Source organism: Mucilaginibacter rubeus (genome assembly GCF_014643835.1).
Taxonomy (GTDB): Bacteria; Bacteroidota; Bacteroidia; order Sphingobacteriales; family Sphingobacteriaceae; genus Mucilaginibacter; species Mucilaginibacter rubeus.
Map to the genome: position 1 here is coordinate 399,825 of NZ_BMKD01000002.1, position 24,975 is coordinate 424,799.

The 24,975-nt window shown below is 42.2% G+C and carries 19 protein-coding genes; 9 read left to right on the forward strand and 10 right to left on the reverse strand.

What is annotated here, in order from left to right:
- Positions 1 to 13: 13 nt before the first annotated feature.
- Complete coding sequence (locus tag IEX80_RS08150) at positions 14 to 2,686, reverse strand: glycoside hydrolase family 2 protein (protein ID WP_188832610.1); 2,673 nt, start codon at positions 2,684 to 2,686, stop codon at positions 14 to 16.
- 257 nt (positions 2,687 to 2,943) lie between these two features.
- The gene (locus IEX80_RS08155) at positions 2,944 to 4,383 is read right to left on the reverse strand and encodes an alpha-L-fucosidase (RefSeq protein ID WP_188832611.1); all 1,440 of its coding nucleotides are present in this window, start codon (positions 4,381 to 4,383) and stop codon (positions 2,944 to 2,946) included.
- A gap of 181 nt (positions 4,384 to 4,564) precedes the next feature.
- On the opposite strand from IEX80_RS08155, the gene IEX80_RS08160 reads away from it, so the two are divergent.
- The 4 genes from IEX80_RS08160 to IEX80_RS08175 all read left to right on the forward strand — a co-directional run bounded on the left by IEX80_RS08160 (position 4,565) and on the right by IEX80_RS08175 (position 12,054).
- Positions 4,565 to 5,164, forward strand: a complete 600-nt coding sequence (locus IEX80_RS08160) for an RNA polymerase sigma-70 factor (RefSeq protein ID WP_188832612.1) — start codon at positions 4,565 to 4,567, stop codon at positions 5,162 to 5,164.
- Positions 5,165 to 5,258: 94 nt separating this feature from the next.
- Positions 5,259 to 6,356 carry a FecR family protein gene (locus tag IEX80_RS08165; protein WP_176627487.1) on the forward strand — a complete coding sequence of 366 codons (1,098 nt, stop codon included), beginning with the start codon at positions 5,259 to 5,261 and terminating at the stop codon, positions 6,354 to 6,356.
- A gap of 188 nt (positions 6,357 to 6,544) precedes the next feature.
- Positions 6,545 to 9,865, forward strand: a complete 3,321-nt coding sequence (locus IEX80_RS08170; RefSeq protein ID WP_188832613.1) for a SusC/RagA family TonB-linked outer membrane protein — start codon at positions 6,545 to 6,547, stop codon at positions 9,863 to 9,865.
- A gap of 11 nt (positions 9,866 to 9,876) precedes the next feature.
- A complete protein-coding gene (locus IEX80_RS08175) occupies positions 9,877 to 12,054 on the forward strand; it encodes a glycoside hydrolase family 3 protein (protein ID WP_229701562.1) in 2,178 nt (725 codons plus the stop codon).
- A 157-nt stretch (positions 12,055 to 12,211) separates the two neighbouring features.
- On the opposite strand, the gene IEX80_RS08180 is transcribed toward IEX80_RS08175, so the two are convergent.
- Both IEX80_RS08180 and IEX80_RS08185 read right to left on the reverse strand, forming a co-directional pair.
- Entirely contained in the window at positions 12,212 to 13,411 is a 1,200-nt protein-coding gene (locus IEX80_RS08180) for an RNA polymerase sigma factor (protein WP_229701563.1), read from the reverse strand.
- Positions 13,412 to 13,478: 67 nt separating this feature from the next.
- Positions 13,479 to 13,829, reverse strand: coding sequence for a YciI family protein (locus tag IEX80_RS08185; RefSeq protein ID WP_090526971.1), 351 nt, complete (start codon positions 13,827 to 13,829; stop codon positions 13,479 to 13,481).
- 193 nt (positions 13,830 to 14,022) lie between these two features.
- On the opposite strand from IEX80_RS08185, the gene IEX80_RS08190 reads away from it, so the two are divergent.
- Both IEX80_RS08190 and IEX80_RS08195 read left to right on the forward strand, forming a co-directional pair.
- Entirely contained in the window at positions 14,023 to 15,009 is a 987-nt protein-coding gene (locus IEX80_RS08190) for an aldo/keto reductase (protein WP_188832615.1), read from the forward strand.
- A gap of 84 nt (positions 15,010 to 15,093) precedes the next feature.
- On the forward strand, positions 15,094 to 15,447 hold the full coding sequence (locus IEX80_RS08195; RefSeq protein ID WP_188832616.1) for a TfoX/Sxy family protein: 354 nt from the start codon (positions 15,094 to 15,096) through the stop codon (positions 15,445 to 15,447).
- A 250-nt stretch (positions 15,448 to 15,697) separates the two neighbouring features.
- Here IEX80_RS08195 and IEX80_RS08200 read toward each other — a convergent pair whose 3' ends face one another.
- From IEX80_RS08200 to fbaA, 3 genes are all read right to left on the reverse strand, one after another.
- Entirely contained in the window at positions 15,698 to 16,123 is a 426-nt protein-coding gene (locus tag IEX80_RS08200) for a GNAT family N-acetyltransferase (protein ID WP_188832617.1), read from the reverse strand.
- Complete coding sequence (locus tag IEX80_RS08205) at positions 16,074 to 16,598, reverse strand: low affinity iron permease family protein (RefSeq protein WP_188832618.1); 525 nt, start codon at positions 16,596 to 16,598, stop codon at positions 16,074 to 16,076. Before IEX80_RS08205 ends, IEX80_RS08200 begins: the two co-directional genes overlap by 50 nt.
- 101 nt (positions 16,599 to 16,699) lie before the next feature.
- Positions 16,700 to 17,779 carry a class II fructose-bisphosphate aldolase gene (gene fbaA / locus IEX80_RS08210; RefSeq protein ID WP_188832619.1) on the reverse strand — a complete coding sequence of 360 codons (1,080 nt, stop codon included), beginning with the start codon at positions 17,777 to 17,779 and terminating at the stop codon, positions 16,700 to 16,702.
- 269 nt (positions 17,780 to 18,048) lie between these two features.
- On the opposite strand from fbaA, the gene accD reads away from it, so the two are divergent.
- Together accD and htpG are read left to right on the forward strand one after the other, a co-directional pair.
- Positions 18,049 to 18,894: an acetyl-CoA carboxylase, carboxyltransferase subunit beta gene (gene accD / locus IEX80_RS08215; RefSeq protein WP_090526961.1), complete on the forward strand. Its 846-nt coding sequence runs from the start codon at positions 18,049 to 18,051 to the stop codon at positions 18,892 to 18,894.
- A 317-nt stretch (positions 18,895 to 19,211) separates the two neighbouring features.
- Positions 19,212 to 21,095 carry a molecular chaperone HtpG gene (htpG, locus tag IEX80_RS08220; RefSeq protein ID WP_090526959.1) on the forward strand — a complete coding sequence of 628 codons (1,884 nt, stop codon included), beginning with the start codon at positions 19,212 to 19,214 and terminating at the stop codon, positions 21,093 to 21,095.
- Between the two features lie 64 nt (positions 21,096 to 21,159).
- On the opposite strand, the gene IEX80_RS08225 is transcribed toward htpG, so the two are convergent.
- The gene (locus IEX80_RS08225) at positions 21,160 to 21,804 is read right to left on the reverse strand and encodes a hypothetical protein (RefSeq protein ID WP_090526957.1); all 645 of its coding nucleotides are present in this window, start codon (positions 21,802 to 21,804) and stop codon (positions 21,160 to 21,162) included.
- Positions 21,805 to 21,936: 132 nt separating this feature from the next.
- Here IEX80_RS08225 and IEX80_RS08230 point away from each other — a divergent pair, with 132 nt between their 5' ends.
- Complete coding sequence (locus IEX80_RS08230) at positions 21,937 to 22,449, forward strand: DUF4251 domain-containing protein (protein ID WP_176627494.1); 513 nt, start codon at positions 21,937 to 21,939, stop codon at positions 22,447 to 22,449.
- Positions 22,450 to 22,555: 106 nt separating this feature from the next.
- On the opposite strand, the gene eutC is transcribed toward IEX80_RS08230, so the two are convergent.
- Together eutC and IEX80_RS08240 are read right to left on the reverse strand one after the other, a co-directional pair.
- A complete protein-coding gene (gene eutC, locus IEX80_RS08235; protein ID WP_188832620.1) occupies positions 22,556 to 23,311 on the reverse strand; it encodes an ethanolamine ammonia-lyase subunit EutC in 756 nt (251 codons plus the stop codon).
- A gap of 245 nt (positions 23,312 to 23,556) precedes the next feature.
- Positions 23,557 to 24,924: an ethanolamine ammonia-lyase subunit EutB gene (locus IEX80_RS08240; RefSeq protein WP_188832621.1), complete on the reverse strand. Its 1,368-nt coding sequence runs from the start codon at positions 24,922 to 24,924 to the stop codon at positions 23,557 to 23,559.
- Between the last annotated feature and the right edge of the window lie 51 nt (positions 24,925 to 24,975).

Below are 24,975 nucleotides of genomic sequence, written 5' to 3' on the forward strand. Positions count from 1 at the left end.
TGTCTTCTTTTTGTTATTTGCCGATAGATATAGTACGTTCTGTTAGGTTCCAGCCTCCAATAGTTACTGCAAGGTTTTTATCTGCACCTGGATTATGGTCGATAACAACTTTTTTAGTTTGTCCCGGCAATACCGTTACATAATTATCACTGTAAAAGGCCGGGAGGACGCGTTGTTTCGTATCAGCATTAACTAAAGACAGGCGGTTGAAAAATGCAAGCGCGCCATTACCTTCGTTGGTCAGCGTTACCTCAACCTTGCCGTTCTTTAAATATTTAGCTGTTGCACCTAAATTACCTTTAGGCATTTTTTGTAAGCCCGAGAAATCTCCGTTAGCATCAGGTAACCAGTAAATATTCTCGCTAATTACTTCTTTATCTGATTTAAGCAATTGCAGGCAAAGGAAAACACCTTTGTCTTTTGCTTCTTTATCAATCTCTTTTTTCAGCGATAAATAGCGCTTAGTAGTAGTTGGTGTAACATCGGCAAAAACCTTCGTTAGTACTTTCTCCTTGCCATCCATATCATAGGTTTTGGCTACCAGCAGCATGTTGCTATGCGTTTTAAATGTATTGTTGGCTACCATTACCATACCATCCGTTTGGTTATACATGATGTGTAAAGGCTCGCTGCCGTTATGCAAACCGTAAAGACAACCGTTAGGATCAAGATAATAATCATACATCTGGCCGCGCATGGCTGTCCATGGGTTTTGGGTTTTCCAGATGATGGTGCCGGTATACCAATCCCACATATGTGAACTGAAGCCTTCCATTAGCGCGCGGTACTGATCATAATTTACCAGCTGTGCTTTGGTTGCGAAGTCTTCCACATTTTTGGCTTTCCCGTATTTATCAATAAATCCGTCATAGCCGATATATTTATGATACTCCCAAACCGGGTCTGTTTTAGTTTTGCCGGTAGATGCATCAAACTCAGGCACAACCATATTTTCGGCAGGAATAAAGCGTTTTAACGATTCATAATCGCTAACCCCAACTGAGCCGACTTCCGAGTTGAACGGATAAGTTTGATGATCCCAGAAAGTTGTGAGGCTTTGGATTCCGTAAGGACCATCGCCGTTGCCGGCCTGTACATTGCGCGACATTTCTTCGGAGTTTGAATACGGGATAAACCAACGGGTATTATCGAGCTTAGGCATAATGGTATCACGCAGGGCCGCAAAAATATCTTCGGGCGGAGTGATCTCATTACCACCACACCAGATAGCAAGCGATGGGAAGTTACGCACCAGTTTAACCTGATCGGCAACCGATTTTAAATACAGGTCATGATCATCAGGGTATTTGCGGCGGGTCCATTGGTCATCAGCCTTCATCGGATCTATCCAGCGACCATTACAATCACCGGATCCCCACATATCCTGAAAAACAAGCATCCCATATTTATCGCAAGCCTCATAAAACTCAGGGCGTTCAATCAGCGCACCGCCCCAAACCCTGATCAGGTTCAGGTTCATATCACGATGAAAACGAACTTCGGCATCATAACGGGCATCGCTGAAACGAAGCATCTGATCGGAGATAATCCAGTTGCCGCCTTTAATAAAGATCTTTTGACCGTTTATGTTAACCTGGCGACTTTCCGTTTTATTGTTCCACTCGGTAGTGATCTGGCGTACACCAACTTCGATATTCTTTTGGTCGGATACTTTACCACTTGCCACAAACTGCAAATTCAGCTTATACAAATTTTGCGGACCGTAGCCATTAGGCCACCAAAGCTTTGGACTTTTAAGGTTGTAATCGGACAGTTTAACTTCCTGTTTTGAATTAGCTTTTATTGTAACGGGCTGTGATACCAGCTTGCCATCTAAATTATATTGTAAAGTACCGCTTACTGCAACACCTGTAGCGTTTTCAACCTCGGCAGATACCTGTATAATAGCAGGCTGCTGTGCACCTTCGGGCTTGCGAACACCCGGTACTAACGTTACCACATGCGGGTCTTTAATAACCACCGCGCCAGTATGCTCAATGGTCACTTTATCCCAGATACCTGTATTGCGGTCGCGGATGGGCTGGATCCAGTCCCACCCTGCTGTGTATTGGATACCTACGCCGCGAGCAATAGTACCATCACCGCCCTGACCGCCGTTAGGGTTACCAACAACATCAGGAGGGTATACTACAACTGCCAAACGGTTATTGCCATTTTTACTAAGCCATTTGGTAATGTTATAGCTCTGGCGTAAAAACATGCCTTTATGCAATTTGTTGTTAAGTTTATGCCCGTTCAAGAAAACATCGCAGCTATAGTTTACACCACGAAAATTAAGGTAAGTTTGATTGCTGCCGGTTGGCGCGGCCTCTTTAAAATCTTTGGCGAACCAGTAAGTATAATAATCGCGGCCTACCTTATAGATATCAGGGATCTTCTCATTATTCATCCCGTAAAATGGATCAGGTACCTGTTTGTTGGCTACCTGGGTTGTAAGCACCGTTCCAGGCACAACTGCAGGATTCCATGCAGCCAGATCATAATTGGCTTGAGATATAATAGTGCCATTATCTTTAACACTATTCATTGACGTACATTTCCAGCCGCTATTAAGCTCGTAGCTGGTTTGCGCCCCTGCGTTTTGATAAACGCCAGAAGCAAGGACGGATAACACTAATGAAAATTTAAACAATGCAGATCTGCCTGCCGAACGGGTTGTTGTCATTTATTTGGGTTGGATGGATGATCAAAATTAAAAACTGCAAAATCATTTTAGCTGTAAAAACTTGGCTATATAATATGGGATTTTGTCGGTATAATTGTCATTTAGACGAGTATACAAGGCGTATGTGGTAGTAATCAGGAGAAATCTTATACGCCCTGTAAAATTTGCCCGTCGTTTGTACAAGATTTCTCCTCACCTTTTTTAGCCCTACCCTATTCGTCGAAATGACATTGTGGTTATGTGGCTGTTATGAAATATTAATAAACTATTTTAAAACCGGCCGCTTCATTAAGCCCGCTTGTTTGCTGTAATTTTGCCGGGATACTGATATCGATACCATCGGCCACCTGTTTCCATTTAAGGCTTTGGGTGCTGCCAAGCAAGGTTACTTTCTTTACCTTCTTTATGTCTTTAAGCTTTACAGATACTGTAGCAGGGAAAACCACTTTTTCCTGATCACTCAAAGCAAAGGCATAAATGGTATTGCTGTTCTTAGCTTTAGTATAGTATATATTACCTGTTGAATATGGTGCTACCGACTGGCTGGCATAAATACCTTCACCATTGATCTTCATCCATTGGCTGATACCCTGCAGGCGCTCATAAGCAACCGGGTCCCAGTCCCCATCCGGGCCGGGGCCAATGTTCATGAGCAGGTTGCCCCCGCGCGATACGATTTTTACCAATAGCTGCACTATTTGCTGTACCGATTTATAATGATCGCCCGGAACATAGCTCCATGAATTACCCATGGTTATGCAGCTTTCCCAGGGATGATCAAGGGGCATTTCCGGTACTTCCTGCTCAGGAGTGGTGTAGTTTTCATATTTGCCGGCTACGGTACGGTCAACCACTATTAATCCGGGTTGTTTTTGCCTGCCCATTGCGGCTATCTTTGGCATATCTATATCCTGGTCAAATTTGATTCCGCGCTGCCAGTCTACGGTAGTATCAATACTAGTTTTCGGGCGTACCCATCCTCCATCGAGCCATAAAATATCAACCTTGCCATAATCGCTCATGAGCTCACTGATCTGGTTATAGGTAAAATCTTTAAACTTCTGCCAGCGATCAGGGTATTTTTTAGGGTCGTAATTTACATTACGATCTTTTGGCGGGAAGTATGGCCACCAATAATTTTCAGTATGCCAGTCGGGCTTTGAAAAGTAAGCGCCAATCATAAAGTTATCTTTACGGAAAGCGTTGAAGATCTCCTTAGTTACGTTACTTCTTGGATTGCTTGAAAAAGGCGTTTTACTGCTCGTAATTTTATAATCGGTTTCTTTGGTATCAAACATGCAAAAACCATCATGATGCTTGGTCGTGAAGATCACATATTTCATCCCGGCATCTTTGGCCGCCTTTACCCATTTTTCGGGATTGAATTTGGTTGGGTTAAAAGTTGTTTGGAGATTTTCGTATGCCGCCTTATAACCATTATAGGTAGCGCCGTACGGACCGCGGCGTTGTGTCCAGCCTTCATCCTCGGGACAAATGCTCCAGCTTTCAACTACCCCCCACTGGCTGTAGGTACCCCAGTGCATAAACAAACCGAACTTAAGATCCTGCCAATTTGCAATTTTTTGCTCAACTGCAGGGTCGCCTGCAGGAACATATTGCTTTGACATATTGTGCTGTTGTCCAAACACTTCAAAGCAGCCGAAAACCAAAAGAAATACTGTAAATAATCGTTTCATCAAGCTATTATTTTATTAATTACTGACAATTTTATATGGTGTATTGCTTACACACTTTTTAAAATTTTTTAAAAAACATTGCAACTTACATCAATTAATTTCATTTTTCGATTTTAATATGTTATTATTGTTACACCATTATTAAGTTTAAATTTAGTTGATTAATTAAAAAATCTTCGGTTTGAGAGACAGAAAAGTTGATACGCTAAAATTATGGAAACTCATTTGCAACAATGATGACGAGAACGCTTTTGAGTTGTTTTTCCATGTCCTTAACAACTCGCTCATTAAATTTTGTGTACTCTACGTACATCAACGGGAGATTGCCGAAGAAATAGTTTCGGACGTGTTTGTAAAATGCTGGCTTAACCGTAAAAACCTTACCGAAATTCAAAACCCTGAAACCTATTTATTTGTAGCGGTAAAAAACCAATCGCTAAACCACATCAAAAAATACTCAACTATTCACGTTGTACAAATTGAAGAAACCAATACGGTAGAATTTGTAAACACCTATAACCCTCAAAAGGAAATTGAAAACAAAGAGCTTATTTTTAGGATGGACCAGGCCATAGCCGGTTTACCCCAACAATGCCGAATTGTTTTCAGACTGATAAAAGAGGATGGTATGAAGTATAAGGAAGTGGCCGAAATTCTTAATATTTCGCCCCGCACGGTACAAACGCAACTTTTCAGAGCGATCAAGAAGCTTAGTGTCGTTTTGACACAATACAATAAACACCACGAAGTTGTGTTAAAACCAATGCAATCAACATTTTAGGGAGCACAATTGTAATTTTCAATTATTTTTTTTAACCTTGTAAGTAATTAACCTAAATAAGTTGTCCTATCATAAATAAGGATGCAATTATACGATGGGCAATGATAAATTTATAGAGTTGGTGGGCAAAAAATTGTCGAATGAAATCAGCTCTGATGAAAATAATGAATTTCAGCGTTGCTTAGCTAATGATGCTTCCCTTCGTGAACAATACGAAGCCCTTTCTGCTTACTGGAAACATAGCGATGCCCAATATGCCGACAATGCCCTCGCCTTTCAAAAAATAAAGTCAAAAATTAAAGCACAGGAAGTTATTGAACCTGCAGCGGCCATTAACCCCGTTAAAAAGGGCACGATGCATTATCTTTGGCGTGCTGCGGCCGCTGTTGTTTTAATAGCAGGTTGCGCGTACCTTTTTTATTCAAAAACAGTTACTTTGGGCCACGGAATTGCAAGCACAACATCCGCCGCCTGGCAAAATAAAAATACGTCTGCCCGCGATAAATCAACCATTGTATTAACCGACGGTACACGTATCACTCTTAATTCGCAAAGTTCGTTAAGATATCCAACAAACTTCACAGGCAAAACCCGCGAAGTTTATTTAAGCGGCGAAGCCTTTTTTGATGTACATAAAGATCATGAACACCCGTTCATTATCCATACCGAAAAAATGAACATTAAGGTGCTGGGTACCGCTTTTAACGTTAAATCATACCCCGATGATCCGTCAAGTGAAACAACCCTGATCAGGGGCGCCATTGAAGTTACCCTTGACGACCGGCCATCGGACAGGATCATTTTAAAACCAAGCGAAAAACTGATTGTTAAAAAGGGCTCGTTTACTACTGTACGTAAAAACCAGGCCAAGCTTTCACCAGCTATCGACAGCAGTGCCGGTACGCAATATGTCTTAACCAGCTTTACCCGCCTTCACCAGGACGACAGTGCCATTTTAGAAACATCCTGGACACAGAATAAACTCATTTTCAGAGACGAAAGCTTTGCCGACCTCGCCATGCGCATGGAACGCTGGTATGGTGTTGAGATCAAATTTAAAAATGATGAAATGAAAAAGTACCGTTTCAGCGGCACTTATGAAAAAGAATCCATTACCCAGGCTCTTGACGCATTACGCATTACCGAAGATTTTCATTACAAAATTAAAAACGCTGCCATTTATATCTACTAACTAATAATTCTACAGTTAGTTATCAGTACATTTGTTCCCATCAGTTGGCTTGGCTGTGCTTTACAATATTCGTAATTGTTACCTACCAATTCGGTCATTTTACACTATTACCTGTGCTAATTATAAAATTTATGTAAATTTAGGCATCCCCAATGGATGTTGGCGACAGGTTTAGGTTATCAGTATAAATGAAAATACGGTTTAGGTTAATATTATTCTTCAATTTACTGGCTATATTAACTGTATATTCACAAACCCGCGTCACTATCAATTTAAAATCGGCCGATTTTAAAAAGGTGATCTCAGCCATCGAACGTCAAAGCATTTATCATTTTGTTTACAGCGAAAGAAAAATCCCCACTTTAAACAAAGTTGACGTAGACGTTGATAATGAAGATGTTAAAAGCATTTTAGATAAAATTTTGGCCAATTCGGGCTTCGCTTATACCGAGCTTGCCAATCACCTAATAGTAATTGCCCCAATTGATGAAATAGTTAATGTAGTTAAGGTAACGGGCATTGTTGTTGATGAAAATGGCGCACCGCTTGCCGGCGCTACAGTTAGGGTAAGAGGGTCAACCATGGGCTCGCTCACTGACGCGAAGGGCGCGTTTTCGCTTGAAGTACCCTCTGGGTCAACGTTGATAGTGAGTTTTGTAGGTTACATTACAAAAGAGGTAAAACTTAATAACGTTGCAACATTAACTATTCCGCTTACAGTAAGTAATGTGCTAAACGAGGTAGTTGTAACGGCGCTTGGCATTAACAAGGAACAAAAAAGGGTGGGTTATTCAGTAACAACTATTAGTGGTGAAGTACTTGATAAAGCCAAGGAATCAAATGTAGCATACTCATTAGAGGGGCGCGTAGCAGGTTTAAGTATCAATGGCATAAACGGCGGACCAGGATCTTCTGCGCGTATTTTACTAAGAGGCGTTACAAGTTTTGGTGCAAGCGCGCCACTCTTTATTATTAATGGTGTGCCCATGGATAATACTCAAAGGGGCTCAGCCAATGAATGGGGCGGGGCCGACTTTGGCGATGGCATCAGCAATATAAATCCCGACGATGTTGAAAATATGACCGTATTAAAAGGCCAGGCGGCATCGGCACTTTATGGAGCACGCGCGGCCAATGGCGTAATTTTAATAACTACCAAAACAGGAAAAAAAAACACTCCATTTGGTGTTGAGTTTAATACCAATTATCAAACTGATAAAGCAATTAATACCTTTGATTATCAAACGCAATACGGCCAGGGTTTGTATGGGATAAGGCCGACTACCGTAACCAATGCAATATCCTCAGGCAACTATGGCTGGGGCGAAAAACTGGACGGTAAACCCACAATTCAATTTGATGGCGAATATTACCCCTACTCGGCTGTAACAGATAATATCAGTAAATTTTACCGTCGGGGTTATACTTTTACCAACACTGCTGCATTTAGCGGCGGTAACGACAATGGTAATTTCCGGTTGTCATTATCAAACCTTAGCAACGGCTCAATAGTACGTAACAGTGATCTCAACCGCAAAACGTTCAACTTATCGGCAAGTCAAAATGTTACCAAAAAACTGAATATTAATGTTGCAGCTAATTTTATCAACGAAACTTCTAATTTAAAACCCAACTTGAGCGATGGGCCTTTTAATGTAAATAACATTCAATACCTGGCAGCCAACGAAGATCAGGCTATCCTTGCGCCTGGTTATGCCCCAGATGGCAGTGAAATAAGATGGAATAGTGACACCTTTACAACAAATCCTTATTTTACCGTTAACAGGTTTATTAATGATGTAAACCGTAACCGATTAATAGCTGCATTATCGGGTAAATACAATTTCAATAATTGGCTGTATGCACAGTTGAGGTTGGGCAACGACATCCTTTACGATAAACGAAAAACGGTTACCCCAACCGGAACCGCTTATTACGCCGGCGGAACGGGCGGACTTGATGAACAGTCAAACACCCAACGATCTGAACTAAACAGTGACCTGTTAATAGGTGCCAAACATGACATCATTCCTAAGGTGCTGAGTTTTGACATATCTGCCGGGACTAACCTACGCAAAAACACATACGAATACACGAAGCTTTTTGGAGGCCCATTCATTGTACCATATTTTTATAGCTATAATAATTTGAGCATCAAAAGCAGCAACTACAACTATAAAAGTACCGAAACGCATTCGAGCTATTACGCTGTTGATTTTTCATTCAGAGACTATTTAACCATAACTACTACCGGCCGCTACGATGCCTACTCCACGTTGCCGAGCGATAACCGGAGTATCTTTACGCCTTCGGTATCGGCAAGTCTTTTATTTTCCGATCTTGTTCATATTCCCAGCCTTGATTTCGGAAAATTGAGGTTATCGTATGCGCAAACGAGCGGCGAGCCAACTGATGCATATGTAACAACCCAATATTACACAACAAATTATTCGATAAACGGTATTGCCATCGGCAGTTTCAGCGACAGCCTGCCCAATTTATTTCTTAAGCCTTACACGCTTACCGAAATGGAAGCAGGTACCGAGCTTAAATTTTTAAACGGCAGGCTTGGAATTGATATAGCCTATTTTCACCGTAAAACAAAAAATGAGATCATTAAAGGCGACCTTGATCTGGCAACCGGTTTTGCACGGCGGTTTATCCCTACGGGCTCAACCCAAAACAACGGCATTGAAATTGAGCTAAGCGGCTCTTCTGTTAAAGCAACCGGTTTTACCTGGTCGCCATCGTTTAATTTTACCTATGTACAAAACAAGATCCTTCAAACAGACGGCACTCCCGAGTCGGCAGACATAAGCTTCGGTACTTACCGCCCGCTAAATGCTGCTACGGCGCTGGTTAAAGGCTTGCCAGGGCCTCAGATTATGGCCAACGATTACCTTAGAAATGATAAAGGACAGATCATTTTTGACGGAAATGGTTTACCCATGGCCGGCCCGCGTGTACCTATGGGCAGCGCGGTGCCTAATATATACGGTGGATTAAACAACAATTTTGCATTTGGCAAACTAAGCCTCTCATTTTTGATCGATTACCGTTTTGGTAATAAGATATTATCGGCTACAAATTATAATAGCATTTACAGGGGCTTTAACCAGCTTACCCTTTCAGGCAGGGAAAACGGCGTTATTGGCAATGGCGTAAACAGCAATGGTGAAAAGAACACGATTGCTGTACCTGCCCAAAACTATTACCAGGCGCTAGCCCAAAATGTATCTGCATTAAATGTGCTTGACGGCAGGTTTATCAAATTACGGCAAGTTACTTTTGGCTATACTTTTTCAAAGGGCTTTCTTAATAAAACACCATTTGAAGGCATAACCTTTTCACTGGTAGGCAGAAACTTGTGGACAATTATGAAGCACTCGGCCAATATCGATCCGGAATCTGGATTTTCGCCGGATATAAAATATGCCGGAATTGAGGGAGCAAGCCTTCCGCCAACCCATACTTACGGAATAAATATTAACTTTAAACTCAAAAAATAAATCATCTAAAAATGGCTTCCACCATAAAACACAAACTCCTATGTTGTTTGGTAATGCTTACGGCATTACTAAAATTTTCTACCACAAATGCACAAGCTCCTTTTTATAAAGACGGTTCGCAATCGATTGATTCACGCGTAAAAGATCTTTTATCGAAATTAACCATCGAAGAAAAAATCTCCTTATTAGGCTACCGCAGCCAGGCCGTGCCACGTTTAGGCATCCCTGCCTATAACTGGTGGAACGAGGCTTTGCATGGCGTAGCCCGTGCCGGTGAAGCTACCATATTCCCACAGGCTATCGGGATGTCGGCTACATTTAATGAAGATCTGTTAAAACAGGTATCAACGGCAATATCAACTGAAGCCCGTGCAAAATATAACCTGGCCATTGCACAAGACAGGCACCTGCAATACATGGGACTTACCTTTTGGACGCCCAACATCAATATTTTCCGCGATCCGCGCTGGGGACGCGGGCAGGAAACTTATGGCGAAGACCCTTTCCTGACCGGCCGTATGGGCTCAGCTTTTGTTAAAGGTTTGCAGGGCGATGATCCTAAATACCTGAAAACATCTGCCACGGCCAAACACTTTGCCGTACACAGCGGCCCCGAAGCCACCCGCGATAAATTTGACGCTAAGGTTGATGAAAAAGACCTTCGCGAAACCTACCTGTATGCTTTTCACGAACTGGTTAAAAACCACGTTGAATCGGTAATGAGCGCCTACAACCGTGTTAACGGTGTACCAAACTCTATCAATAAAATGCTACTTACCGACATTCTGCGGAAAGAATGGGGCTTTAACGGCCATGTAGTAACCGACTGTGGTGCCCTGGATGATGTGTACCTTACTCACAAAACACTACCAACTGCGGTTGAAGTAGCCGCTGCTGCCATCAAGGCTGGCGTTGACCTGGATTGCTCGTCCATTTTGCAGAACGATGGTATTAAAGCTATTAAACAAGGCCTGCTTACCGAAAAAGATGTTGACCAGGCCCTGAGCGCTATCTTACGCACCGAATTTAAACTGGGTTTTTATGACGACCCGGCCGCTAATCCTTATCATGGTTACGGCGCCGACAGTGTTCACAATGAACAACATTTGGCTTTGGCCCGTAAAGTGGCCCAGCAAAGCATGGTATTGTTAAAGAATAACAACAATGTTTTGCCATTCAAAAAAAGCAGCTACTCCAGCATTATGGTGGTTGGGCCAAACGCGGCCTCGCTCGATGCCATGATAGCAAATTACCACGGTACCAGCAGCAAAGTGATCAATTTTGTTGAGGGTATTACCGGCGCGGTTGATAAAGCTACCCGCGTTGAATATGACCTTGGATGTGATTATAAAGATACCACTCATTTTGGCGGCACCTGGGCTGCGGGTAATGCTGATGCTACTATTGCTGTCATAGGCCTCTCCCCCGTTTTGGAAGGCGAAGCAGGCGATGCTTTCCTGTCTGAAAGTGGCGGCGATAAAAAAAACCTGAGCCTGCCTGCCAGCGAAATTGCCTTTATGAAAGAACTGCGCAAAAGCGTAAAAAACAAGCCCCTTGTAGCAGTAATAACCGCAGGCAGCGATGTTGACATATCCGCTATTGAGCCTTATGCCGATGCCATTATATTTGCCTGGTACCCCGGCGAACAGGGGGGTAATGCATTAGCTGATATTATTTTTGGCGATGTTTCGCCTTCGGGCCACCTGCCGCTTACTTTTTATAAAGACATGAGCAATTTACCCGACTACAGCGATTACAATATGAAAAACCGCACTTACCGTTATTATACCGGTCCGGTGCAATATCCTTTTGGTTTTGGTTTAAGCTATACGTCGTTTAACTACACCCTGGGCAGTAAATTAAAAACCACCTACAAAAAAACCGATACCCTTGCAGTAACAGTAAACGTTAAAAACACCGGTAAATTTAATGGTGATGAAGTAGTGCAGGCGTATATTAAATATCCCAACATCGACAGGATGCCTGTTAAAGAATTAAAAAGCTTTAAACGCATAAGCCTGGAGCAGGATAAAGAAGGTACCGTTACTTTGAAAATCCCTGTTCAGGATTTACAGAAATGGGACCTTGCCACACACAAATGGAAGCTTTATCCCGGCAGCTACAAAATAGTACTGGGCAGCAGCTCGGCCGATGAAAAGTTGGTAGCTGATTTCAAGATATCTAATTAAAAACTAATAAAGATTTACGAAGTTTTCAAAACTTCGTAAGTCTGGTAATACTTAAAGGTGTCATTGCGTGGAACGAAACAATCCCAAGCTATACAGGGCGAACCTGCTTATCGGGGATTGCTTCGTTCCTCGCAATGACGTTTTTTTTATAACTAACTCACAATAAAGCTTTTAAATCCTTCGTAATTCTACTTTTATCGGTAGTGGTCTTAGCCAGTTTCAGGGCAGTTTGCAAATGCGATACTGCCTTTTTACGATCTACCCCTGTATACAAGTAACCAAGCAGCACATGGTACAAATGATTAGTATCCAATTTTAACTTTTCGGCCTCAATAATGGCATTCTCCTTCCCTTTTACCTTTGCCAGGGCATAAGCCCGGTTCAACGCAGCCGCGGGCGAATAAGCAGCGATAAGTAACCTATTGTAGAGCATTAATATATTTTCCCACTTTTCGGTAGTATCAGTTTTAACGGTATGCCAATAAGCTATAGCAGCTTCAATATGATATTTACCGGCGTCGTTTCCTTTTTTTGAGGCAAGGTTTAGGTAGTATCGTCCTTTTACTATCAAATCATCATTCCAAAGCATTCTGTCCTGGTCATCATAGCGGATCATTTCGCCATGTTCATCTACCCGGGCATCAAACCTTGAAGCATGAAAACACATCAATGATAACAAGGCATTCACCTCGGGCAGGTTGGTTTGCTTGTTTTCTATAAGGAGATAGTTAAGCCGCATGGCTTCTAAACACAAATCTTTTCGCAATGTAGTGCTCTGGCAGCTGGAGTAATAGCCCTCATTAAACAGCAGGTATAAAGTTTTCAGTACGATGCCCAGCCGGTTAATAATATCAGCCGGTTCAGGAAAAACGATCTTTACTTTTTGTTCCCGAAGCTTTTCCTTAGCCCTGAACAGACGTTTGTTAATGGTTTCTTTATTTGATAAGAAAGCCTCCGCAATTTCATCAATTCCGAAACCGCAAAGGATACGTAACGCCAGGCCAATCTGCGCCTCGGCCGGCAATACCGGGTGACAAATAGCAAACATCATTTGCAGCTGGCTGTCGCTAATATTTTGGTCAGAAAGATCGATCTCTACATCGTAATTATCCTCTGCAACAACCCCTTCGGCTATTTTTTGCTTAAACCTGGAGCCACGCCTTACATAATCGGTTGCTTTATTGCGGGCCACAGTATATAACCATGCTTTAGGGTTATCCGGCAACCCTTTGATCCCCCATGTTTCGGCAGCAGTGAGGAAAGTATCACTGGCAATATCTTCGGCGGCTTCTATATGTTCAAAGCCGAAATAACGGCATAATACCGCGATTATCTTTTGATACTCGGAGCGGAACAAATGTGGTAGAAGCTGATCTTGCTGCATAAAACAAGCAGCCTCCCGTATATGGGAGGCCGCAAATCAATTAAATTTCCATTGGGATGATAGGACGCACCTCAACACTTCCCCCTACCGACAGGATCGGGCAGCCCTTTGATAACTCCGTGGCTTCTTCCAGCGATGACGCTTTGATAATACTGTAACCGCCTATGGCTTCCTTAACCTCAACATAAGGTCCGTCTGTTACCACATTGTCAGGTTTTACTACGCTGCCGGCGGTATCCAACCTGTTGCCTACAGCAACCAGTTTGTTTTGCGCGGCAATCCCGCCAATCCATTCGCGCCAGTAATTCATCATGGTTTGCATTTGCTCGGGCGACCGCGTTGCTGCAGTGGCTTCTGCGTCTCTTCTGAAGATCAATAAGAACTCGTTCATGTTTTTTGAATTTAATGGTTAAAAACCAAAAGACGATCAGGTTTAGCTGAATTGGACAACCACTCGATTTTTTTTTCAAATTAACCAGAAAAAGTTAATCTGCAATGTATAACCTTACATAATACTTATAAATTGAGGTTGATGTGCTTTTGTAATTTCACGTACTTTGATAGTACAACAATACTACCACGTTATGAAATACAGAAAATTAGGAAAAACCGAAGTACAACTTTCGGCCATTGGACTGGGATGTATGGGCATGAACCATGCTTACGGCCAGCCGGATGATGATGAATCAATAGCCACCCTTGAAAAATCAATAGAAATAGGTATTAACTTTTGGGATACGGCCGATGTTTATGCCAATGGCCGAAATGAAGAACTGGTATCCAAGGTATTGGTACCCAATCGTGATAAGATCTTCATTGCCACCAAATTTGGTTTCAGGGCCGGTGCCGATGGCAGGCTGACTGAATTTGACGGCTCGCCGACTTATCTTAAAACCGCGGTTGAGCAGAGCTTAAAACGCTTAAAAACGGATGTGATTGACTTGTACTACGCCCACCGAATCGACCCAAATGTGCCTGTTGAGGACATGGTTGGCGCCATGGCCGATCTGGTAAAAGAAGGTAAGGTAAAATACCTGGGCCTGTCTGAAGCTTCGGCAAATTCTGTCCGTCGTGCACATGCGGTGCATCCAATCAGCGCCTTGCAAAGTGAATATTCTTTATTAACCCGCGATGTTGAGGCTGAGATCTTGCCGGTTTGCAAAGAGCTTGGGATTTCATTTGTGCCATTCAGTCCGCTGGTGCGCGGTTTGGTAACAAACGCGTTGGATGTAACCAAACTGGCTGATAATGATTTCAGGAAAAGCCTGCCCCGTTATCAGGATGCCAACGCCGAAAATAATATGGGGCTGGCCCATGAGTTTGCACAAGTTGCCGCTCAAAAAAATTGCACACCTGCCCAGTTAGCGCTTGCCTGGGTGCTGGCACAAGGCGATAATATTATCCCTATTCCCGGAACAAAGAGGAGAAAATACCTTTTGGACAATGCAGGTTCGGTTGATGTGGAATTAACAGCCAATGATTTACAGGATATTGAAACCGTTTTAGCTAAATACCCGGATACCGGCGACAGGTATAACGAGGCTAATTACAAATTTGTTGATAAGAATTAATTGTAATTTTATTTCACGAAGGCGCTAAGAACCCGGATTTCCGTTGCGTGTCTTGGCGCCTTTGAGTCAAAAAATATAACCCTTATGGCATATAACGAACAAATGGCTGATCGTATCCGCGAAACATTAATGGACCTTCCGGTAGTGGAAGAAAAGAAAATGTTCCAGGGAGTTTGTTTTATGGTAGATGATAAGTTATGTGTTTGCGTACGCGATAATAGCATCTTGTGCCGCATTGGAGAGCAACAGGCATCTGTTGAGCTTGAGAAGGGGAACTGCAATCAAATGGTAAGCGGCGAAAGGGTAATGAAAGGGTATGTTTATGTTGAAGACTTCAACCTGCAAACCAACGACCAGCTGAATTACTGGATTAATTTGTGCCTTGAATTTAATCCGCTGGCAGAAGCATCTAAAAAGAGGAAATCCAAAAAGAAATAACCCTCATTTATTCGCCGTTGGTTTATCGACCATAGTAGTCAGTCTGAGTGATTAAATCCGATGGCCCCTGAAGGTGTAATGACAAACTTTGAACTGTCAAGTCTGAACCGGTCGAAGACTCGCGCGCAGAGGCCCCGCCCACCATGTTTCGAGAGCCTCAACATGACATCCTTTTTAACTTGTCATGGGCAGGTAGGAAGCAACAACGCTTTCTTTACTTTTAAATAGGTCGTTGCAAAACGACAACGTTTTACTTCTTCACCATTCTATAATGTTTGATCCCGGCTTCTTCAAACTCCGGCCCTGATGCTTCAAAACCCAGTTTTTCATAAAAAGGTACCGCGTGGGTTTGCGAATTAAGATAAACATAATCCGCATCGGCCGGCAAATCAGTTAACACCGCTTTCAACAGCTCCCCTCCTATACCAAACCCTCTGAACGTTTTCAATACGGCAAACCGTTCAAGCTTATAACCATTTTCGGTTTTACGCCAGCGGCAGGCACCGGCCGGTTTCCCATCAGCAGTAGCTAAAAAATGATGGGATACATCTTCATGTTCATATTCCAGCTCGGGGGGACAATTTTGTTCAATAACAAATACCTCGTGCCTTATGGCATGCACTGTGTCAAGATCGGCCTGTTCCGTTACTTTTTTTACTCTGATTTTTGCGGGCATTGATGTAATGCGGTTTTGTTTTGAAATGATTGAGTTTTGTGGTGTGGTTTTCCCTCGCGGCATCAATAGAGTGCGTACAGGTGATATCATCTTCCTCTTCGGCAAGGCCGGCCAGTTCCACATAAAATTTATGCAATTGATCGAGCTCCTTTTCGGTAATATCTTCAATATCAACCATCCGGTTACTTGCCCCCTGGTGCGAGGCAAGCAGCTCATTCAGTTTCAAATGTATAGCCTTCGAATCTTTATTTTGTGATTTCTGGATCAAAAAAACCATCAGAAAAGTAACCACAGTAGTACCGGTATTGATAACCAGTTGCCAGGTATCTGAATAATGGAATAACGGTCCGGTTATTCCCCAAACAATGATAATACCAAAAGCCGTGATAAATGCGCCCGAACTGCCCGTGGCTATAGTGGCCCAATTGGCAAAGCGTTCAAACAAATTCTTTTTCTTTTTATTAATTTCAACCATATAGCAGACTTTATCTTTTTTAATGGAATCGCCAGCTGCCTGTAAACAACAAAGCGCCTGTACAACAAATGTACAAGCGCTTTGTTAATTTCTGATGAATATTATAATTTGCTGTAAACGTCGATACAGTTAAGGTCTTCAAACGCGGCAGAAAGCCTTTTAACAAAATTTTCTTCCCCTTTGCGTAACCAAACACGTGGGTCATAATATTTTTTGTTGGGAGAATCCTCGCCATCTGGGCTGCCGATCTGGCTTTGCAAATAGCCTTCTTTTGATTGGTAGTAATCTTTAATGCCCTCCCAGAAAGCCCACTGCATATCGGTATCAATATTCATTTTGATAGCACCATATGAAATAGCTTCACGGATCTCTTCCTGGCTTGAACCAGAACCACCGTGGAATACAAAGTTGATCGGTTTTTCGGCAGTTAAACCAAATTTTTGTTTAACATACTCCTGTGAGTTATGCAGGATAACCGGTTGTAACTTAACATTACCTGGTTTGTACACACCATGAACGTTACCAAAAGCAGCAGCTACGGTAAAACGGGGGCTTACTTTTAAAAGGTGCTCATATGAATAAGAAACCTCCTCTGGCTGGGTATATAAACGTGAACTGTCAACATCCGAATTGTCAACACCATCTTCTTCACCGCCGGTTACACCCAACTCAATTTCAAGGGTCATGCCCATTTTAGCCATACGCTCAAGATATTTAGCCGAAATTTCGATATTCTCTTCGATAGGCTCTTCTGAAAGGTCAAGCATGTGCGATGAAAATAAAGGCTTGCCTGTTTCGGCAAAAAATTTCTCGCCATGATCTAACAAGCCGTCAATCCACGGTAACAATTTCTTGGCAGCATGGTCTGTATGCAGGATAACCGCAACGCCGTAATGCTCAGCCAACAGGTGAACATGCTTTGCAGCAGATACACCACCTAAAATACAGGCCTGAAGTTTTGAATTATCCAATGATTTGCCGGCGTAAAACTGTGCACCGCCATTTGACAGCTGAATAATAACCGGAGAGTTAACAGCTTTAGCTGTTTCCATAACTGCATTGATAGTATTAGTACCAATAACGTTTACTGCCGGTAAAGCAAACTGGTGCTTTTTTGCTGCTTCAAATAGTTCCTGCACCTGATCGCCGTGCAGAACACCTCTATAATTTTTTAAATCCATTAGCGTTTATTTGGGGCTCGAAGTTATAAAATTTATTGAATTCGGATAAGCAATCTTAAAAGTATATTAAAACGGTAGTAAAAATAGGGTTAATTTAAAAATATGATATAATTAATTAACAATCCGATCCTTTTATTACAAAAATAGCATTAAATAAGTAATTAAACTTTCAAGCAAACAATTTGCCCCCTATAACTTTTTATATACCGGCACCACATGTTTAATATTTTTTGTTTCTTTGTACCCAATTGAAAGAGTTAGACACAGATATGGCATGGTTTAAACGAGAGTTGAAAGGGATAATTACGACTACTGAGGAAAAGAAGGAAGCCCCCGATGGCATCTGGAATAAATGCCCTAATTGTAAGAAACCTTTACACTATTCTGAGCAGGTAGAAAATCAATATGTGTGCCATTACTGTGGCTTCCACCTGCGCATAGGTTCAAAAGAATATTTTTCGGTACTATTTGATAATAACGAGTTTACAGAGCTTTTTCCTGAGCTTACATCCGGTGATCCGCTTCATTTTGAGGACACCAAAAAATACACCGACCGGCTTAAGGAAACTCAGCACAAAACAGGTTTAAAAGATGCAATAAGGGCAGGCGCCGGTAAAATTGACGGTCAGGACCTGGTTATCGCCTGTATGGACTTTAACTTTATTGGGGGCTCAATGGGATCGGTAGTTGGCGAAAAGATAGCCCGCTCTATTGATTACTGTATCCAACATAAAGTTCCGTTCCTGATGATTTCAAAATCGGGTGGTGCGCGCATGATGGAAGCGGCATTTTCACTGATGCAAATGGCTAAAACATCGGCTAAGCTTGCCTTGCTTTCACAGGCAAAAATCCCTTATATATCTTTACTTACCGATCCAACCACTGGTGGCGTAACAGCATCATACGCCATGCTAGGCGATATCAACATTGCCGAACCGGGCGCGCTGATAGGCTTTGCAGGGCCAAGGGTAATTAAGGAAACTATTAAAAAAGATCTCCCGAAGGGTTTCCAGACTGCCGAGTTTGTGCAGGAGCATGGTTTCCTTGATTTCATTGTCGACAGAAGAGAAATGAAAGAAAAATTAGCTTCGTTTATTAAGATGATGGCCAATTAACGATATAATCAATCTTTATATGGTAAGGGATAAGCTTAAATGTTTATCCCTTATTTTTTGCTATAAGCTTCTGGAAAATCGTCATTGCGAGGAGGAACGACGAAGCAATCGCGAACTCTGCAGGGGCACTTACATAGCCGTCTGTAAAGTTGGGGATTGCTTGGAACCTCGCAATAACGGGTGAATAAGCCTTACCTCCACGACTTATCTGACCAAATTCCCCTGCCCCTGCCATTTTGACAATATAATAACAATTGGAACACACATTGATGTTGCATTGGCGACAATCATTAAATCAATCCTATTAAAATATAGTTATGCAAGAAAAAGGCAGCATTTCGATCCACACCGAGAACATTTTCCCGATCATTAAGAAGTTCTTATACTCTGATAATGAGATATTTTTGCGCGAGCTGGTATCAAACGCGGTAGATGCTACCCAAAAAATTAAACGTTTAGCTTCATTAGGCCAGTACACCGGCGAACTTGGCGACCTCCGTGTTGAGGTTGCTTTTGATGCAGACAAAAAGACCATCACCATTAGCGATAATGGTATCGGTATGACCGCCGAAGAGATTAAGAAATATATCAACCAGATCGCTTTCTCAGGCGCCACTGAATTCATGGAGAAATTCAAAGAAGCAAAAGATGCCAACGAGATCATCGGTCGCTTTGGTTTAGGTTTTTATTCGGCTTTCATGGTAGCTGATAAAGTAGAGATCCAAACCCTATCCTACCAGGAAGGTGCAGAACCTGCTTTCTGGGTATGCGATGGCAGCACCGAATTTGAAATTGGCGAAGGTATTTTAGAAGAGCGCGGTACTGAGATCACTTTGTATATCAATGATGAATCGGCCGAGTTTTTAAGCCAGTACAGATTACAGGAAATCCTTGATAAATACTGCAAATTTTTGCCTGTACCTATCAAATTCGGCACCAAAACCGAATCTGTTGAAGATGGCGTTGATGAAGAAGGCAAACCAAAATATACTTCAGTGGAGGTTGATAATATCATCAACACTACCAACCCTATCTGGACAAAAGCGCCATCTGAATTAAAAGATGAAGATTATCTTGACTTTTACAAACAGCTTTATCCTTTCAGCGAAGATCCATTGTTCTGGATCCACCTGAATGTTGATTATCCTTTCAACTTAACAGGTGTACTATATTTCCCTAAGCTGAAAAATGATTTTGAGTTCCAAAAAAACAAGATCAAATTATTTAGCCGCCAGGTATTTATTACTGATGAAGTAAAAGATATTGTCCCTGAATTTTTAATGCTGTTGCATGGTGTTATCGATTCACCAGATATTCCGCTTAACGTATCACGCAGCTTTTTGCAAGCGGACAGCAATGTTAAAAAGATCAACAGTTATATTACCAAAAAGGTAGCTGATAAATTGTCAGACCTGTTCAAAGCAGACCGTAAAGCTTACGAAGAAAAATGGACCGACATTGGCCTGTTTGTAAAGTATGGTATGGTGAGCGAAGACAAGTTTTATGACAAAGCCAAAGACTTTGTTTTGGTTACCAACACCGAAAAACAAAACTTTACGCTGCCCGAGTATAAAGACAAAGTTGAAGCTAACCAAACAGATAAAGACGGTCAATTGGTTTACATCTACACCAATGACCCTGCGAAACAGGATTCGTTTATCCAGTCTGCCAATAAAAAAGGCTATGATGTATTGGTGATGAACTCTCCTATTGACAATCACTTCATCAGCCAGTTGGAGCAAAAATTAGAGAAAACATCATTAAAACGTGTTGATGCTGATGTTGCTGATAAACTGATTAAAAAGGATGACGCGCTTGAAACGGTACTTACCGAAGAACAAAGCACCCAGGTAAAAAGCATTTTTGATAAAGCCATTAACAGGCCAGCTTACAACGTTCAAATAGAAAGCCTTAACCCAGACGAGTTACCGGTTACCGTAACTATGGACGAGTTTATGCGCCGCATGAAAGATATGGCAGCTATGGGCGGTGGCATGAGTTTTTACGGAAACATGCCTGATAACTACAAAGTAATTGTAAATGGCAACCACAAACTGGTAAGCCGTATTTTGCAGGAAGAAGACGAAACTGTACAGGCACAACTTTCAAAACAAGCTTTTGATTTGGCATTGTTATCACAAGGCTTATTAACCGGTGCCGATTTAACCGAGTTTGTTAAACGCAGTGTTAGCTTGATATAATACATTGCTTTAATAAAGCAGCAAATCCTTTACTTTAAAGGCCATCTGAAAAACAGGTGGCCTTTTACATTGAAAGGATCTCTGCTAAGTTTTCTTTAAGAAGAATAATTTCAAAAGGATCATGTGTTATTTTGCAGATTTGGCCATTACTTTCAATCCCTATAAAATCACCGTCTTCAAGATCTTCTATATGATAAAACACCCGGCCTTTCAGGTTTAGTTTATAAACATTCTCCGGCTTAATCAACTTCAGGTCATCTTTACTTATTATCCTTTTCAGGCTTTCATAATCCTCATTGTCATCCGCATAAAACTCCTTGACATAAGCATCTGTATCAGCACTAATAACATCAATAATCTGTTTTTTTAAACCGTGTATAGAATATCCTGTGATAACTCCGTTATGTACGTATATTACATACATAAATGTTTTACTCCCGCCAATATCCCGCACTTTTATATTGGTAATTTTATAGCCATGCTCGCGCTTGCGTTCAAAAGCACTAATCCCGTCGGCATAAGAAAATGCCACATAATCAGGATAAGAGGCACTATAACCAACAAGAGATGAGGCAAATATATCTGCTTCTATCTGGCGTTTCAGATATTCAAACTCCGTTGGCAGTTTTTCAAGCGTTTTATACATCAGCACCAATTCCCAATCCTGTACAGGGCGCTTTGACTTTTTTCTATTAAATAGCCGAAACATAATTTCAATATCTTTTTAGTGCCTAAATCTACTGAATTACCAGTGGGCTTTTTTGTTTAAAAGATTGCTTAAATTTGAATGTACTTAAACCTAAATAACTCTTTACTGTCTAACCACTTAAACATTTATATCATGAAAATCTTAAACAAAATAGCCCTTTTGGCTGCTTTCATATTTATTGGCGTTAACGTAAGCTTTGCTCAAACCAAGGCTGAAAAAAAGGCAGCCAAACAGGCTGAAATCAAAAAGATGGTAGAGGACCAAAACTTTGTATTTAAGGCAAATTATGCTTTACCGATGCGGGGCGGTACCAGGCCGCTTACCTCTGATTATGACATGACGATAAGCAAAGATACCATTGTATCATTTTTACCTTACTTTGGCCGGGCCTATGTAGCGCCTCCTCCGGGAACAACAGATGGCGGCATCAAAGTTAATACTACCAAATTCACATATTCGTCAGTAAAAAAGGGAAGCGGATGGAATATCACGATCAAACCCAAAGAAAAAAACATAGCCGACTGGCGCGATGTACAAACATTTAACCTAAGTATTTCGCAGGATGGATACGGCTCCCTGCAAGTGATCAGCAGTAACCGCGACCCAATATCATTCAATGGTTATGTGGAAGCGAGGAGGAAGTGAGTCTTAAGTACGAAGTTCTAAGTATTAAGTCCGAAATTTGCTATATGGAGCTTTCGGACTTTTCTATTATATCGAGCTTTATAACTTATGACTTCCGACTTAGTACTTAAGACTCTATCAACCCCGCATTATCCTTCAGCTCCACTCCCGACAGTTTCCGTTTAAACGCTTCATTAATTAAATAAAAAATTTTCTTTGCTGCTTTTTTATAGGTTAAACCTTTGGGGCGGATATTAGAAACGCAGTTTCGTGATTCGTCTGTCAAACCGGGTTTGGGATTATAGGTAAGATATGCACCAAGACTATCCGCGGCACTTAGACCAGGGCGTTCACCTATCAGGATCAGCGAAAGTTTAGCCTTCAGGCCATACCCAATATCGTCGCCAATGGCTACCCTCCCCTGTTCAACCAGACTTATTGGCGCAAGCTTTAAACCATCGGCAACCAACAAAGGAATTAGTGCATCGAGCAAACCAATTGTATTTTCATTTACCGCTGTTGCAGAGAGACCATCAACTATCATAATGGCCACATCACTTTCAATGCTGTAGCCGTTTAACTCATTCAATGAGGCTTTATTAAGTTTACGCCCAAGATCGGGCCGTTGCAGGTATTGCCGCCGGTCTGTTACCTGGCTATGCAGGTGCAGGATAGGCTGTTCAAAGTGTTTAAGGGAATTAGTTAGTTTGCCTGAATTTAATTCAGAATATACAGCATCCCGGGCATGTGCGTGCGCCAGTTTAAACTCAAGCGATTGCTTCAAGGGGATACTCGTTCCCACCCGGCCAATAGCTATCCTTGCAGAAGTAAATTCCTGCAAAGCTTTTAGTGGCTCAATTTCCTGTGGGATATTTCGTTTCATTTAATGGTTTACTTATGTCCTTGATATAGCGGCAACCTGTCACTCTGCCTTCGCTCGGCTCCAGCTGAATGACCATTATTCATAGGCCTCCGGCCTGTGTGCCATAAGAGCTTACGTCGGCCAGAGGCCGTGAGATAGCTGACACTCGGCTGGAGCCGAGCGACGGCAGAGGATGACACCGTATTTTTTATTTTTCGTCAGTTCAAAAAACCTTTTACCTTTCGCCTTTACCCTTTCGCCTTCAATCAAAAACCTCTCAACAACCCATGCTCCCTAACAGGTAGCATATAGCCTTTATCATCAACAATCCCCTGCTTTATCAACCACCCCTCAAACTCGGGGGCTGGTTTCAAGCCTAATACTTTGCGCAGGTAAAGGGCATCATGAAACGATGTTGACTGGTAATTAAGCATAATATCATCCGAGCCCGGAATACCCATCACGAAGTTGCAACCCGCTACACCAAGCAACGTAAGCAGGTTATCCATATCGTCCTGATCGGCTTCCGCATGATTGGTATAACAAACGTCAACTCCCATGGGCAAGCCAAGCAGTTTTCCGCAAAAATGATCTTCAAGCGCGGCACGAATAATCTGTTTGCCATCATACAAATATTCGGGGCCAATAAAACCAACGACAGTATTCACCAGCAAAGGATTAAACTTACGGGCGACGGCATAGGCCCTCACTTCGCAGGTTTGCTGATCTACCCCGAAATTGGCATTGGCCGATAGGGCGCTACCCTGTCCGGTTTCAAAATACATTACATTATTGCCAACAGTACCCCGCTTTAACGATAGTGTGGCCTGGTAAGCTTCCTCAATCAAGCTTAAATTAACCCCGAAGCTGGCATTAGCTTTTTCCGTGCCTGCAATAGATTGAAAACATAGGTCGACAGGGGCACCTTCGTTAACCAATTGTAATGTGGTAGTTATGTGGCTTAGCACGCAGGTTTGTGTAGGAATGTCGAAACGGTGCCGTAAGTCATCCATCAAAGTTAATAAACTGCTTACCGCCGCTGGACTATCAGTTGCCGGGTTGATGCCTATAACAGCATCGCCGCTGCCAAATAATAAACCGTCGATAATGCTGGCCGCTACTCCCCGCGGATCATCAGTTGGGTGATTGGGCTGTAAACGGGTACTAAAATGTCCCTTTAAGCCTATGGTATTACGAAAGCGGGTAACCACCTGGCATTTATTGGCCATAGCAATCAGGTCCTGGTTGCGCATCAGTTTGGATACTGCAGCAACCATTTCGGGTGTCAAGCCGGGAGCTATAGTTGTTAAAATAGCACAGTCGGTTTCGTCACTTAATAACCAATCACGTAATTCGCCAACGGTTAAATGGCCAATGTGACTAAAGGCAGCCTTATCATGATCGTCAATAATCAGGCGGGTAATTTCATCGTCCTCATAAGGGATTACCGCTTCATTTAAAAAGTTTTTAAGCGGCACATCGGCCAGGGTAATTTGTGCAGCCACACGTTCCTCATACCCCACGGCACAAAGCCCGGCCAGTTCATCGCCCGAGCGGTAAGGTGACGCCTTGCCCAGCAATGTTTTCAGGTTGGGAAACTTATAAACCCGGTGATGTATGTTGTGGCGGTACATTTCTTTATATCATTATTTCACTGGTCATTGGGTCATTTTTTTCAATCATTA

What these genes read in the sequence shown, in the direction of transcription:
- IEX80_RS08150 (WP_188832610.1), bottom strand. Translation starts at nt 2,686, where the DNA reads ATGACAACAACCCGTTCGGCAGGCAGATCTGCATTGTTTAAATTTTCA.
- IEX80_RS08155 (WP_188832611.1), bottom strand. Translation starts at nt 4,383, where the DNA reads ATGAAACGATTATTTACAGTATTTCTTTTGGTTTTCGGCTGCTTTGAA.
- IEX80_RS08165 (WP_176627487.1), top strand. Translation starts at nt 5,259, where the DNA reads ATGGGCAATGATAAATTTATAGAGTTGGTGGGCAAAAAATTGTCGAAT.
- IEX80_RS08170 (WP_188832613.1), top strand. Translation starts at nt 6,545, where the DNA reads ATGAAAATACGGTTTAGGTTAATATTATTCTTCAATTTACTGGCTATA.
- IEX80_RS08175 (WP_229701562.1), top strand. Translation starts at nt 9,877, where the DNA reads ATGGCTTCCACCATAAAACACAAACTCCTATGTTGTTTGGTAATGCTT.
- IEX80_RS08185 (WP_090526971.1), bottom strand. Translation starts at nt 13,829, where the DNA reads ATGAACGAGTTCTTATTGATCTTCAGAAGAGACGCAGAAGCCACTGCA.
- IEX80_RS08190 (WP_188832615.1), top strand. Translation starts at nt 14,023, where the DNA reads ATGAAATACAGAAAATTAGGAAAAACCGAAGTACAACTTTCGGCCATT.
- IEX80_RS08195 (WP_188832616.1), top strand. Translation starts at nt 15,094, where the DNA reads ATGGCATATAACGAACAAATGGCTGATCGTATCCGCGAAACATTAATG.
- IEX80_RS08200 (WP_188832617.1), bottom strand. Translation starts at nt 16,123, where the DNA reads ATGCCCGCAAAAATCAGAGTAAAAAAAGTAACGGAACAGGCCGATCTT.
- IEX80_RS08205 (WP_188832618.1), bottom strand. Translation starts at nt 16,598, where the DNA reads ATGGTTGAAATTAATAAAAAGAAAAAGAATTTGTTTGAACGCTTTGCC.
- fbaA (WP_188832619.1), bottom strand. Translation starts at nt 17,779, where the DNA reads ATGGATTTAAAAAATTATAGAGGTGTTCTGCACGGCGATCAGGTGCAG.
- accD (WP_090526961.1), top strand. Translation starts at nt 18,049, where the DNA reads ATGGCATGGTTTAAACGAGAGTTGAAAGGGATAATTACGACTACTGAG.
- htpG (WP_090526959.1), top strand. Translation starts at nt 19,212, where the DNA reads ATGCAAGAAAAAGGCAGCATTTCGATCCACACCGAGAACATTTTCCCG.
- IEX80_RS08225 (WP_090526957.1), bottom strand. Translation starts at nt 21,804, where the DNA reads ATGTTTCGGCTATTTAATAGAAAAAAGTCAAAGCGCCCTGTACAGGAT.
- IEX80_RS08230 (WP_176627494.1), top strand. Translation starts at nt 21,937, where the DNA reads ATGAAAATCTTAAACAAAATAGCCCTTTTGGCTGCTTTCATATTTATT.
- eutC (WP_188832620.1), bottom strand. Translation starts at nt 23,311, where the DNA reads ATGAAACGAAATATCCCACAGGAAATTGAGCCACTAAAAGCTTTGCAG.
- IEX80_RS08240 (WP_188832621.1), bottom strand. Translation starts at nt 24,924, where the DNA reads ATGTACCGCCACAACATACATCACCGGGTTTATAAGTTTCCCAACCTG.